Origin of the sequence: Enterococcus cecorum DSM 20682 = ATCC 43198 (assembly GCF_000407565.1) — a bacterium.
Classification (GTDB): Bacteria; Bacillota; Bacilli; order Lactobacillales; family Enterococcaceae; genus Enterococcus_E; species Enterococcus_E cecorum.
The window spans coordinates 509,247-522,805 of the sequence record NZ_ASWI01000003.1; the positions used below are offsets into that span (position 1 = coordinate 509,247).

The 13,559-nt window shown below is 36.5% G+C and carries 10 protein-coding genes; 8 read left to right on the forward strand and 2 right to left on the reverse strand.

Annotation, left to right across the window (positions count from 1 at the left end; translation table 11 throughout):
- Positions 1-10 precede the first annotated feature (10 nt).
- From smc to I567_RS03245, 7 genes are all read left to right on the forward strand, one after another.
- Entirely contained in the window at positions 11-3,601 is a 3,591-nt protein-coding gene (smc, locus tag I567_RS03215; RefSeq protein ID WP_016250806.1) for a chromosome segregation protein SMC, read from the forward strand.
- Positions 3,594-4,403, forward strand: a complete 810-nt coding sequence (locus I567_RS03220) for a Cof-type HAD-IIB family hydrolase (RefSeq protein WP_016250807.1) — start codon at positions 3,594-3,596, stop codon at positions 4,401-4,403. The genes smc and I567_RS03220 overlap by 8 nt, the downstream gene beginning before the upstream one ends.
- Positions 4,404-4,420: 17 nt before the next feature.
- The gene (ftsY, locus tag I567_RS03225; protein ID WP_016250808.1) at positions 4,421-5,431 is read left to right on the forward strand and encodes a signal recognition particle-docking protein FtsY; all 1,011 of its coding nucleotides are present in this window, start codon (positions 4,421-4,423) and stop codon (positions 5,429-5,431) included.
- Between the two features lie 123 nt (positions 5,432-5,554).
- Positions 5,555-7,081 (forward strand): UDP-N-acetylmuramyl-tripeptide synthetase, encoded by a 1,527-nt coding sequence (murE, locus tag I567_RS03230; protein ID WP_016250809.1) that lies wholly within the window; start codon positions 5,555-5,557, stop codon positions 7,079-7,081.
- A 168-nt stretch (positions 7,082-7,249) separates the two neighbouring features.
- Positions 7,250-8,890 carry a putative polysaccharide biosynthesis protein gene (locus I567_RS03235; protein ID WP_016250810.1) on the forward strand — a complete coding sequence of 547 codons (1,641 nt, stop codon included), beginning with the start codon at positions 7,250-7,252 and terminating at the stop codon, positions 8,888-8,890.
- A 12-nt stretch (positions 8,891-8,902) separates the two neighbouring features.
- Positions 8,903-9,622: a pseudouridine synthase gene (locus I567_RS03240; RefSeq protein WP_016250811.1), complete on the forward strand. Its 720-nt coding sequence runs from the start codon at positions 8,903-8,905 to the stop codon at positions 9,620-9,622.
- Between the two features lie 105 nt (positions 9,623-9,727).
- A complete protein-coding gene (locus I567_RS03245; RefSeq protein WP_016250812.1) occupies positions 9,728-10,738 on the forward strand; it encodes a M23 family metallopeptidase in 1,011 nt (336 codons plus the stop codon).
- Between the two features lie 63 nt (positions 10,739-10,801).
- On the opposite strand, the gene I567_RS03250 is transcribed toward I567_RS03245, so the two are convergent.
- Positions 10,802-11,557 (reverse strand): DeoR/GlpR family DNA-binding transcription regulator, encoded by a 756-nt coding sequence (locus I567_RS03250; RefSeq protein ID WP_016250813.1) that lies wholly within the window; start codon positions 11,555-11,557, stop codon positions 10,802-10,804.
- On the reverse strand, positions 11,544-12,308 hold the full coding sequence (locus I567_RS03255) for a hypothetical protein (RefSeq protein ID WP_016250814.1): 765 nt from the start codon (positions 12,306-12,308) through the stop codon (positions 11,544-11,546). The genes I567_RS03250 and I567_RS03255 overlap by 14 nt, the downstream gene beginning before the upstream one ends.
- 169 nt (positions 12,309-12,477) lie before the next feature.
- Between I567_RS03255 and ulaG the strand changes: the two genes are divergently transcribed.
- Entirely contained in the window at positions 12,478-13,545 is a 1,068-nt protein-coding gene (gene ulaG, locus I567_RS03260; RefSeq protein ID WP_016250815.1) for an L-ascorbate 6-phosphate lactonase, read from the forward strand.
- The last annotated feature ends 14 nt before the right edge of the window (positions 13,546-13,559 follow it).

The following is a 13,559-nucleotide window of genomic DNA, read 5'->3' on the forward strand; positions in this document are numbered from 1 at the left end:
AGGAAACAAGGTGCATCTAAAAAGAATTGAAATTTCAGGATTTAAATCATTCGCTAATCGCACCATTATCGATTTTGAAAAGAATGTCACGGCGATAGTGGGTCCTAATGGTAGTGGGAAAAGTAATATTACGGAAGCGATTCGTTGGGTATTAGGAGAGCAATCCGCCAAGAGTTTACGTGGTGGAAAGATGCCTGATATCATTTTTGCGGGTTCAGATGCTAAAAAAGCCTTAAATCTAGCAGAAGTAACTATGGTTTTAGATAATAGCGACCATTACTTACCGGTAGACTATGCCGAGGTTAGTGTGAAAAGACGCTTATTTCGTAATGGGGATAGCGAATTTTATCTGAATAATCAAAGTTGTCGTTTACGCGATATTCAAGAATTATTTATGGATTCTGGCTTAGGTCGTGAGTCTTTCTCTATTATATCTCAAGGGAAAGTAGAAGCGATTTTTAGTAGCAAGGCTGAAGATCGTCGCGGTATTTTTGAAGAAGCTGCTGGGGTTTTAAAGTACAAACAAAAGAAAAAACAAGCGGAACAGAAATTATTTGAGACTCAGGATAATTTAGATCGTTTAGCAGATATTATTTATGAATTAACCGAGCAATTAATACCACTTGCCCAACAAAAGCAAGCTGCGCAACAATTTTTAACTTATAAAGAAGAATTAACTCAAGTCGATGTTTCCTATGTTGTACAAGAAATGCAACAAAGCAAACAAGTATGGGAAGAAGAAAAAGCGCAAATCGCAAGTCTGAAGCAAGAAGTTCAGAAATTATCCCATGCCTTAACGCAAAGTGAAAATGAATTATTGCGTTTACGTCAAGACCGCGCACATTTAGATGAGCAGTTAGAAGAAAAAAACCAAGACCACCTACATTTAGTAGAAGCCTTGAAACAAGCGGAAGGAAAAAAGGCAGTATTACAGGAGCGCTCTTTCCATCAGCAAAAAAATGCCAAAGAATTGCGTCATAATCTTGAACAAGTACAGCAACAAATCGAACAGCTGGAAGAAAATCAGCAAACATTGATACAAAAGATTTCGAAAAAAAATGGACAGTATCAACAAATCGAAAAGCAATTAGTCCAACTACAGCAAGAATTGGCAAAATATCAAAAATCTCCCAAAGAATGGTTGGAAGAATTACGTAACCAGTATTTGGATCAATTGCAGGCTAAGACTAATTTGCAAAATGAATTAACATTTATCGAAAAGCAAAAGCAACAAGATCAACAGAAAAATCAACAGACCGTAGAAAAACAGCAAGATTTACAAGCAACCGTCCGTGAATCAAAAGTAAAATTGGATCAGTTGACTGTTGAAAATGAAGCGTTGCAAAATCAAGTTCAGGCAAAACAACAAGCTTTAGCCGCTGCGCAAAAACAAGTGACCACCCAACAAGAACATTTACAAAAAGCCCAACAGATGATGTATCGTTTGATGAATGAAAGTCAGCAAGTCCAAGCACGCCGCAAGACTTTAGCTGACTTGCAAGAAAATTATACGGGCTATTATCAAGGGGTACGTCAAGTCTTAACCCACCGTAAACAATTATCCGGAATCATTGGTGCAGTGGCTGAATTGCTAGACGTGGATCAACTATATGCTTTGGCTATTGAAACAGCTTTAGGTGCCGCTAGCCAATATATTGTGGTTGAAGATGAAAAAGCTGCCAGACAAGCGATCACCTTCTTGAAACAACAACGCGCAGGTCGAGCTACTTTCTTACCGCTAACTACGATACAATCACGAAAAGTTACGGAAAATGTCAAACAACAAGCCGCTAGTATTCCAGGATTTTTAGGTGTGGCGAGTGAATTGGTGACCTTTGAAGAAAATCATCGTGCCATCATGGAAAATTTACTCGGTGCTACATTGATTAGTGAAGATTTAGAGAGCGCCAATCAACTGGCCCGTCGTCTAAATTATCGCTATCGTGTTGTTTCCTTAGAAGGCGATGTGATGAATGCTGGAGGTTCGATGACCGGTGGTGCGAATAAACGCTCAGGCCAAACGACACTCTTAGGTCATCAACAAGAACTAAACCAATTAAAAGCCAAAGAAGCCTCTGTCAAAGAACGTTTAATACAAGCAGAAAGTCAAGTAAAGACGCTCCAACAAGACTTAGCGCAAAAACAGGCAGAAGTCGAAAAAATGCGTCAAGCGCTTGAGCAATTACGCATGAGCCAAACGACAAAAGAAAATCAGGTGACCAATCAAGCGGAAAAACTGGCACGGTTACAACAAGATTTAACCAATTTTGAGTTTGAAAATCGCGAAATTACAGAACTATTAGCAGAATATGACCGTGATTTAGCCGATAAACAAGCACAATTGCAAGTAATGGTACAGCAATTAGCCAAACTCAATGAAGAAATGGATCAGCTAAACACGCAAGCTGATAATCTAGAACTGAAACGAGAAGCCTTGCAACAGGAATTAGCCGATAAACAGGCTGAATTTGCAGTAACCAAAGAGCAAGTAAACCAATTGCGCCAAAGCTTTACGGCAAATAAAATGGCCCTAGAAGAAGCACAAAAAAATCTAGAGCAATTGAATGTTCAGTTATCGATGCTTGATGCGGACTTTTCTGATCAAGAATTAGATGAAGAGACTTTAGATCAGCAAGTATCCCAATTAAATGAACGTAAATTAGCACTCCAAGAAGAAATGCAGGCCTTACGAGAAAATCGTTATCAAACACAGCGTCAAATCGACGAACTCGATCAACAATATAATACTTTCAATCAAGAACAAAAGGCGAAATTATCTCAGTTAACCAAACTAGAAGTTCAAGCCAATCGTTCAGAAATATTATTGGATAATCGCTTGAATTACTTGCAAGAAGAGTATGAATTATCCTTTGAACAAGCGCAAAAACAAGCACTTGAACTAAGCGATATCGAGAAAGCAAAGGCAAGAATTTATGAATTGAAAAAAGCGATTCAAGAATTAGGACCGATTAATTTATCAGCCATTGAGCAATATGAACAAATCAAAGAGCGCTATGATTTCTTAACTGGTCAACGCGATGATTTATTACAAGCGAAAAATCAGTTGTTTGAAACGATGAATGAAATGGATGAGGAAGTCAAATTACGGTTTAAAACAACTTTTGATGCAATTGCGACTCAATTTGAACGTGTATTTCCAAATATGTTTGGTGGTGGACGTGCACGCTTGAGTTTAACAGATCCACATGATTTGCTGAATACTGGTGTTGAAATCGAAGCCCAACCACCAGGAAAACATCTAAAGAGCTTAAATCTATTATCTGGTGGGGAAAGAACATTGACCGCGATTAGTTTGCTATTTGCGATTATTCAAGTTCGTCCAGTACCGTTTTGTGTGCTCGATGAAGTGGAGGCCGCTTTGGATGAGGCAAATGTATTACGCTTTGGCAAATACTTACAGACCTATCAAGACGAAACCCAATTTATTGTCGTCACTCACCGTAAAGGAACAATGGAAGCAGCCAATGTTTTATATGGGGTAACGATGGAAGAATCAGGTATTTCAAAAGTATTATCTGTCCGTCTAGAAGAAATTAGTGAAGGCGGTAATTTGAATAGAAAAGAGGACAATCATGATTAAATTAGTAGCTATTGACTTAGATGGTACGCTTCTGACTGATGATAAAAGAATTTCACAAAAAAATTTAACCGTGTTGCAAAAGGCAAAAGAACAAGGTGTTAAAGTGGTTTTATGTACTGGGCGTCCATTAGCTGCCATCACACCATTTATTGAACAATTAGGATTAAACGAACCTGGTGATTACAGCATTACGTTTAATGGTGGATTAGTCCAAAAAAATGATACTGGTGAAATCTTAAGTAAATCAGCGATGACTTTAGAAGATGTACAAAGAATTAGCCAATTGATGATCGATCTAGATTTACCATTAGATGTCTTATCAGAAGAAGTGGTTTTACAATTACCAACTTCAACGAATCATCCATCCATTTATCCTGAATTAAATGGCTTATTAACTTATAAACCAGCTAAATTAGCAGATTTAACATCAGATGGTCTTTACAATAAGGTCGTCATGGCTTATCATCAAGAATTTTTAGACCAACAAATTGAAAAAATCCCTGTACAATTTAAAGCAGATTATGAAGTCATTAAAACGCGTAGTAATTTATTAGAATTTATGCCAAAAGGAGTGACTAAAGCATTTGGATTAGATCACTTGGCACAGTATTTAGGGATGACGAGCGATGAAGTGATGGCTTTAGGTGATGAAGAAAATGACTTATCGATGATTCAATATGCAGGTATGGGTGTGGCTATGGCAAATGCAGTTGAAAAAGTTCGCCAAGCCGCTGATTATATCACTTCAAGTAATGAAGAAGACGGTGTTGCTAAAGCTGTTGAGAAATTTGTTTTAAAATAAAGAAAAGAGGTGTCATAATGGGCTTTTTTGATAAGATTAAACGTGCTTTTACCGGAGAACAACCCACTGAAGAAGTAAGTAACGAACAAGAATTACAGACACAAGAGAAATATGATAAAGGTCTTGAAAAAACGCGTAAAACATTCGGTGAACGCATGAATGAGCTCTTTGCCAATTTCCGTTCAGTGGATGAAGATTTCTTTGAAGAATTAGAAGAGACCTTAATTGGTGCCGATGTTGGCTTTGAAACATCGATGAAAATTGCTGATGCTTTGCGCCAAGAAGTGAAACTCAAAAATGTCAAAAAACGTGCCGAAGTCCAAAATGCGATTATCGAAAAATTAGTCAACTTATATGAAGAAGAAGGGCTAAATGAAAATAATGACTTGAACATTCAAGAAGATGGTTTAACAGTCATCTTATTTGTAGGAGTGAATGGTGTAGGAAAAACAACCTCCATCGGGAAAATGGCGCACCAATATAAAGAACAAGGCAAAAAAGTCTTATTAGCTGCTGCGGATACATTCCGAGCTGGAGCCATTGATCAGTTAGTTGTTTGGGGAGAACGTGCTGGTGTCGAAGTGGTAACTAAAGCACCTGGTAGTGATCCTGCTTCAGTCGTTTTTGATGCCATTCAAAAAGCAAAAGAAGAACAGGCCGATATCTTATTAGTGGATACGGCTGGGCGTCTACAAAATAAAGTCAACTTAATGAAAGAATTAGATAAAATCAAACGGGTGATTCAGCGTGAAATTCCTGATGCCCCTCATGAAGTTTTGCTTGTTTTAGATGCAACGACTGGACAGAATGCGATGGTTCAAGCCAAGCAATTTAGGGAAACAACCGATGTCACAGGTTTAGTCTTAACCAAATTAGATGGTACGGCCAAAGGTGGGATTGTGCTAGCTATCCGCAATGAATTGCATCTACCTGTAAAATTAGTCGGTCTAGGGGAAGGCATAGATGATTTAGAACCATTTAGCCCAACTGATTTTGTAGTTGGCCTATTCAGTGGATTACTAGAATAAATAATTTGATTCAAAATTAGAAGAAGCGGCTAGTCCCTTCTTCTTTTTTGTGATGGTGTACGTGAAGTTCGTCTTGTGTTAAAATGGTCCATGACAAATGAAAGTAAAAGATTGGAGATTTTTATGGAGTATCAAATTTCCTTACCACAAATCCAAGAAATATTATTAAAAAAGCAATTATTAAAAGAAATTATTATAGATGGTCAGTGGCATTACGCACCCTCTGACAAAATCAGTGCAAAAATCTTTCACCATATGACTTATGATTCTCGTGAAGTAGGTAGGGATTCTTTATTTTTTTGTAAAGGACTCAATTTTAAAGAAAGCTTTTTAGCTCAAGCCATTGCTCAAGGATTAACTTGTTATGTCTCTGAAAATTATTATGAACACCAAGCTGCCATTGCTGTTGTTGTTACTGATATTAGAGAAGCGATGGTGGTATTAGCTCAAGCCTTTTACCAAAATCCGCAAGAGCAGTTATTTACCATTGCCATTACGGGGACAAAAGGGAAAACGACTACCGCTTATTTGACGCATCAATTAATCAACCAGTTGACGAATCATAAATGTGCACTATTTTCTTCAGAGGAAACGATTTTAGATGGCAAAACGAAGATGAAATCCTCGCTTTCGACTCCAGAAGCTTTGGTTATTTATCAACAAATGGCTCAAGCAGTCGAAAATAAGATGACGCATTTGGTGATGGAAGTTTCGTCACAAGCCTACAAGATTAAGCGCGTATATGGTTTGACCTTTGATGTCGGCTTGTTTTTAAATATTGGCCATGATCATATTAGTCCGATTGAGCATCCGACATTTGAAGATTATCTTTACTGTAAGCGGCAATTAATCTTGCACAGTAAAAAGATGATTTTAAATGCAGATATGCCTTATTTTGATTTATTAGTAGAGACCTGTCAGCAAGCAAAAGTCGACTATCTCACTTTTTCAGAAAAATCAGTGACAGCAGATTACCAATATACGAGTAAAAGTCAGCATGATTTTATCTTGAAAGATCAGCAAACAAATCAAGAACAAGCCATTCACTTAGGATTAGTTGGTGAATTTAATCATGCCAATGCAACGGCAGCAATAATGGTGGCACGTCTTGTAGATAGCCAGTTATCTTTAGAACAAGCTGGACAAGACTTAAGTGAAGTGAGTGTGCCTGGTCGGATGAATGCTTTTTATTTGGCAAATGGTGCATTAGTCTTGGTGGATTATGCGCATAACTATTTAAGTCTTAAAGCGGTCAGTCATGCAGCAAAACAACTTAAGCCAGACGGTAAATTGATTATTTTAACAGGTAGTGCCGGTGGGAAGGCCTTATCTAGAAGACCGGATATGGGCAAGGCAATTAGTGAAGAAGCAGATGTTGCCTTTTTAACAGCGGATGATCCAAATTTTGAACAAGTTGCAAGTATTAGTGAGGAAATCAAAGCTGCCATTACCAATCCAAGTGTCCAAGTCATTCTTGAAGAAAACCGCAAGCAAGCCATTTTGCAAGCATTAGCGATGGCGGATAGTCAAAGTGCGGTTGTATTAGCGGGTAAGGGCAGTGAAAAAACAATTAAAGTAAACGGACAAGCAACGCCGTATGAAAGTGATATTGAAATTGTAAAAGCTTATATTGCTGAAGAAAAAGCTTAATTTATGAAAAGAACAAGAGACGAGAATTAGTCGTATAGACAGTTCTCGTTTATCTTTGTATGCACGTTACAATTGTAGGAAAATTAACAAAGTTGGCTTGCAAGTTGCAAAATTTCCGATTAAAATAAGACGGTAAGACAAAATTTTTAGAATGTAAGAGGATTATCAATGTCAGAACAATTTAAACAACAAGCCTCTTTAACCAATGAGGAAAAAATGGCGCGTGGATCAGCCTGGATGACGCTAGGTAATGTCGGTTCACGCTTAATCGGTGTTATATATATTTTACCATGGTATTACTGGATGGGAAGTCATGGACGAGAAGCAAATGCCTTATTTAATATGGGCTATAATGTTTATGCGTTATTTTTAATGATTTCAACGGCCGGGATTCCCGCGGCTATTGCTAAACAAGTCGCTCACTATAATTCCAAACAACAATATGAATTAAGTCATCGTTTATTTAAAAAAGCGTTGATATTTATGGGAATTGTCGGCTTAATCAGTGCTGGAATCATGTATATCGCCTCACCAGCACTAGCAAGGATGTCTGGTGGTGGCGCAGAGTTGATTCCGATTATGCGTTCGTTAAGTGCCGCCATTTTGATTTTCCCTTGTATGAGTGTGATTCGTGGCTTTTTCCAAGGAAATCAAGATATGCGACCTTATGCTGTTTCACAATTAGCAGAACAAGTCATTCGCGTCTTTTACATGCTATTAGCGACTTTCATTATCATTAAAGTGATGCACGGCGATTATTTAAAAGCAGTCGAACAATCAACTTTTGCGGCTTTTATTGGGGCACTTGCTTCGATGGCGGCTTTGATATACTTCTGGAAAAAGGCGGAAGTTCAATTTGAAGTCCAAAAAGAAGTTAGCCTACCTGGTGAATTGCTCGATACGAAAGCTTTAATCATTGATACTATTCGTCAGGCTATTCCTTTTACAATTGTTGGTGCAGGAACGACCATTTATAAATTAGTCGACCAAATGACCTATGTACATATGATGCAGTCGTTTACGAAATTTACCAAGGACGAATTAGTGGCACAAATGGCCGTATTTGGCGGAAACCCTGATAAGTTAACCATGGTCGTAATTGGCTTGGCTACTTCAATGGCGTTTACGAGTCTACCTTTAGTGACTGAAGCAGTAACGCAAGGAAAACACCGCGATTTAGCTCGTTTAATTAACAATAATTTCCAACTCTATGCTTTATTAATGTTTCCAGCGACTTTTGGCATGATTTTGCTAGCTTATCCATTGAATACCTTCTTTTATGAACCGGATAAATTAGCAGCAAAAGTCTTGATAGAAGCCTGTCTATCTGGAGTGTTTGTCGGCTTATTTATGCTTACTTCTTCTACTTTACAAGGAATGTATTACAATAAAGCAGCGGTAAAATTCTTTGCAGTAGGGATTGTCATTAAATTTATTTTGCAATATCCATGTATTTTATTATTCCAAATTTATGGACCATTACTTTCAACAACGATTGGCATGGCTGTCTCATGTTATCTAAATATCCGTCAGTTGCAACAAGCCACACACTTTAATTATAAATTAACCTTGAGACGCATTTTATTAATTACAATTTTAACAGTGATGATGCTGTTAGCTGCGGCGATTGCAAAAGTTGTCTTTGGTCTCATTTTCAGCCCAGATCATAAGATGACAGCCTTTTTACTATGTATTCCGGTTGCGGCAGTCGGAGGGGCGGTTTACTTGTACTTGATTTTGAAAGTTGGTATTGCTGAGAGATTATTAGGTTCAAGTATGACTCGCTTACGTCAAAAATTAAGAATTTAGTAGGGTAATTTCATGCGTTTAGATAAATATTTAGCAGATATGCAAATCGGCTCTAGAAAAGAAGTCAAAGTATTTATCAAAAAAGGTTTCGTTACTGTCAATGGTACGGTGATTAAGTCCGATAAATACCAAGTCGATGAAAAAGTAGATGAAGTGACATTTGATGGAGAAGTGATTGGCTATCAAAAAGAATTTTATTACCTTTTAAATAAACCACAAGGCGTTATTTCAGCGACGATTGATGATTATGAAGAAACGGTATTAGATTTATTTAGCGATGAAGATTATCGGGAAGATTTATTTCCGGTGGGGCGTTTAGATAAAGATACGGAAGGGTTGTTAGTGATTACGAATGATGGTGCGTTATCTCATCGTTTGCTTTCTCCTAAGCGTCATGTGCCTAAAGAATACTATGTCCAAGTGAGCGGCTGTCTAACAAAAGAAGATCAAGCAAAGATGGCAGCGGGATTAAAGATTGATGGTGGGGAAATCTGTTTGCCTGCCGAATTAAAGATTTTAACGGTCGATGAAAGTGAACAAACCTCCACGGCACAGCTTATTTTATATGAAGGGAAGTTTCATCAAGTCAAACGGATGATGCAGGCTTGTGGCAAAACGGTGACTTATTTGCAAAGAATTCGTATGGGAAATCTAACTTTACCAGAAAATCTTGCGTTAGGTGAATATCGAGCGTTAACTGCTGAAGAATTAGATTTATTACAACAAAAATAGACAAAATGAGAGCTATGTAAAGATAGACCTTTGCATAGCTCTTGATTTTTGAGGTTAAGGATTTATAATTGTAGTTACGCTATTGAAAAAATGGGAGATGAGTTTTTGAAATTTAACAAAATAGTGCCCTTAGTTGTAGGAGCAGGTTTCTTTTTATGGGGGAGTCCTGTTCATGCAAGTGAGATTGAACAACAAATGAAGCAAAATCAAGACCAATTAAATCAAGTGCATCAACAAACACAGACTTTTTTATCACAGATTGAACATTATCTTCAAGAAATGAATGAGAATAAGACAAAAGAAGAAGATTTTGAAAAAGCTGTCTTGAAAGAAAAGGACGTTTATGAAAAGAAAGAACAAGAAATCGAAAAATTACAGCATAAGTACAATCGTCTATCTAAATCAAATGATGAAATTTTAACACCAAAAGAATTGGAAAAGAAAACCAATCAGTTAATTGATTTAAAAGATAAGATTCGCTTCTTGGATGAAAAAGCTGAAAAATATCCGAAAATCATTGAAGACCTTGAATCAAAGGTTACTTATTACCAAGAAAAGCGCGTAACTTGCGAGTCCCAACGAGCCATTTTAACAGCTAAAGTGAAAGACTTGAATGCACAGTCAAATAAATTGCAAGCAGATTTAAAAGTTCTTCAACAGAAAAAAGTAGAAGAGGACAAAAAGAAAGCAAAAGAAGCCGAAGCCAAAGTGACTGGTTTTGCTTCTCCATTAGAAACGCGTCTAGTCGTATCTAGTGGGTTTGGTGGCCGCCCTGATCCAAATGGTAAGTCTGGTACACAGCATGATGGAATTGATTTACCTGGAAGTCTCAATCAAAATATATTAGCTGCTCGTGCTGGTCAAGTTGTGACAACCGGTAGTCATCCAAGCGCAGGAAATTATATCATTGTCAAACACGATAATGGTTTTTATAGCTATTATTTGCATTTAAATCAAATTTTAGTGAAGTCAGGAGATAATGTTGCCCTAGGTCAAGTCATTGGTAAAATGGGTACGACCGGAAATTCAACGGGTGTCCATCTTCACTTTGGACTAGCTAAAACACCAAATTGGCAAGGGTTCGTGGATCCTGCGTATGCCTTGAGATTAAAATAAAATAATAAAAAGCGTATTTCATAGGAGAGCTTGTCTCAATGAAATACGCTTTTTTAGTCGAACTTAAACTTGAATTACTTGTACGCCAGATTTTTCAAGAGCAGTAAGGATTCTCTCGTCAGCATAGGAGTCAGTGATTAATATATCAATATCCTCGATTTTTCCAATGGTAAAGTTTGCTTGATGACCAATTTTACGGTAGTCACAAACAACAATTAATGTGCTTGAGTTTTCGATAATTTTCTGATTGATTTTAGATTCATGAAAGACAGAGGTGGTAATTCCGGTCGTTAAATCTACCCCATCACAACCAATAATACTGACATCAGATCTAGCATGGGCAAAAGAATCGACAGCGATATCTCCTGTTAAGGCTTTTTTTGAGTAACGAATTTCACCACCACTTAAGATGATTGAGGAGTCAGGATGGTGTTGGATATCTGCGACTGCTAAATTATTTGTCATCAAAATGATGCTTGTATCTTGCAAAAATTGTAGGGACGCAGTGGCAGTTGAACTAGTGTTGATAAATAAAGTATCTCCATCTTCTACATGTCTGGCTGCCTCTTTAGCAATACTTAGCTTGATTTGTTCAAGAGGATCATTTTTTTGTCCCTCTACTTCTTGAAAAATTTCTACATAGCCAAAAGGTTGGATAATTTGCCCCATTTCAGATAACTTTGCACAATCTCTGCGAATAGTCATCTCAGAAACGTTAAAATATTTACTTAAATCTTTTATTTCTGTTCTTCCATTTTCTTTCAAATAATGTAGGATTTCTTCTCTTCTTTGCCTGATTTCTTCATTAGAGCGCTTCATTTTCTTCACCCTCAGTTAGTTTACGTAAAGTTGTAGTATATTTTTTTATCAAAGTTGTGTTACCAATTTTTTTAGCAGATTTTATTATTATTTGATAATGAATTATTTTTTCTCTAGTGTTAAAATAATTGATATCGGTATTTTCTAGGGCTTGTATTCCTTTTTGGTTTCTGCCATTTAAAATGTAATGGATTTCCTCGATTTGTGAAAAAGAAAATAAAGGGGATAGATTTTTTTGTTTTGTTGATTGAAATTGTTTCAGTTTATCTATCATCATTAAAGCTTTATCGCTTTCATCAAGAAAATAGTAGCACAAAAGTTGATAGTAGTAAAAAATAAATAGATAGTCTAATTTCGCTTTAAAAAATCTTTCATTAGTAATTAGATGCTTTAAACATTTGTCGTATTGTTGTTGATCAAACAAGCATAACGTATCAAACAATATGAATGAACCTTTAAAGCCACGAAAGATATCCAATTTCTGAAGTTTGCTTTGATATTGTTTAGCCAGTGTTGGATTTACGTCTTGTGTTTGAGCGATAATCATTTTTTGATAAAGTTTCTTCAAGTACTCATAATAAGTTGCCCCGATTAAAATGAAGATTCCTACTATAAAGAAAAATATTTTTCCACTTATTGATGGTGCTTTTATGATTGTTAATGCTAAGTATAATGCAAAAACAGCAATTGCGCCCCAAATATAGTATTGTTTAACAAATAATATGAGATATTTACCTGTGTTTTTGTTCATCTTTCTCACCTCACTTGGATATTAACATATAAAATACTTAATTACCATATAATAATGATACATTAACATAAAATATCTAAAACTAACATATATTATGTTTGTAAACGAATACAAAAACACTATAATGAGAGTGTAAAGAAAAATAAATGATGTTTCGGAGGAATGTATCATGGCAAATAACGTAAACGAAGTAACAAAAGAAAGTTGGATTCTTTCTACATTTCCTGAGTGGGGAACGTATTTAAATGAAGAAATAGCGGATACTAAAGTTGAAGAAGGAACTGTTGCTATGTGGTGGCTTGGTTGTACCGGGATTTGGTTAAAGTCACATGAAGGAACCAACATTTTATGTGATTTATGGTGCGGAACAGGTAAACGTACCCATGGGAATGGCTTAATGAAACAAGGACACCAAATGATGAGAATGAGTGGTGTGAAGAAATTACAACCAAATCTTCGTACTCAGCCATTCGTTATCGATCCATTTGAAGTGAAAGATGTAGATGCTTTAGTTGTCACCCATATACATTCTGATCACTTAGATATTAATACGGCCGCTGCAGTTCACAAAAATTGTCCAAAGGCCAAATTTATTGGACCACAAGAAGTCGTTAATACATGGTTAGGTTGGGGAATTCCTGAAGAAAAGACAATCGTAGTTCTTCCTAAAGACGAAGTGAAGATTAAAGATGTTACAATTGTTGCTTTGGAAGCATTTGACCGTACAGCTTTAGTAACATGTAGTGATCCTGAGGTTAGCTTAAAAGGTAAAATGCCTCAAGATATGGATGAAATTGCAGTAAACTATCTATTCAAAACATCTGGCGGAAACATTTATCATGCGGGGGATTCACATTATTCAAACCTTTTTGCAAAACACGGGAATGAATACGAAATTGATGTCTGCTTAGGTGCTTATGGTGAAAACCCACGAGGAATTACAGATAAAGTCACTTCAGTAGATATGTTAAGAATGGCTGAATCATTAAATGCAAAAGTGGTGATTCCAGTTCATTATGATATCTGGTCAAACTTTATGGCAGATCCAAAAGAAATTACCGAAATTTGGAAATTCAAAAAAGATCGTTTGCAATATCAATTTAAACCATATATTTGGCAAGTAGGCGGTAAATTTGTCTATCCAACCAATAAAGATGACATGGAATTTAATTTTGATCGCGGCTTCTCAGATTGCTTCGTTCAAGAAAATGATACCCCATTCCCATCATTCTTATAATTGAAAGGGCTGTT

Bases quoted from the DNA above. Each gene is read 5' to 3' on its own strand.
- I567_RS03220 (WP_016250807.1), top strand. From the start codon at position 3,594: ATGATTAAATTAGTAGCTATTGACTTAGATGGTACGCTTCTGACTGAT.
- ftsY (WP_016250808.1), top strand. From the start codon at position 4,421: ATGGGCTTTTTTGATAAGATTAAACGTGCTTTTACCGGAGAACAACCC.
- murE (WP_016250809.1), top strand. From the start codon at position 5,555: ATGGAGTATCAAATTTCCTTACCACAAATCCAAGAAATATTATTAAAA.
- I567_RS03235 (WP_016250810.1), top strand. From the start codon at position 7,250: ATGTCAGAACAATTTAAACAACAAGCCTCTTTAACCAATGAGGAAAAA.
- I567_RS03240 (WP_016250811.1), top strand. From the start codon at position 8,903: ATGCGTTTAGATAAATATTTAGCAGATATGCAAATCGGCTCTAGAAAA.
- I567_RS03250 (WP_016250813.1), bottom strand. From the start codon at position 11,557: ATGAAGCGCTCTAATGAAGAAATCAGGCAAAGAAGAGAAGAAATCCTA.
- I567_RS03255 (WP_016250814.1), bottom strand. From the start codon at position 12,308: ATGAACAAAAACACAGGTAAATATCTCATATTATTTGTTAAACAATAC.
- ulaG (WP_016250815.1), top strand. From the start codon at position 12,478: ATGGCAAATAACGTAAACGAAGTAACAAAAGAAAGTTGGATTCTTTCT.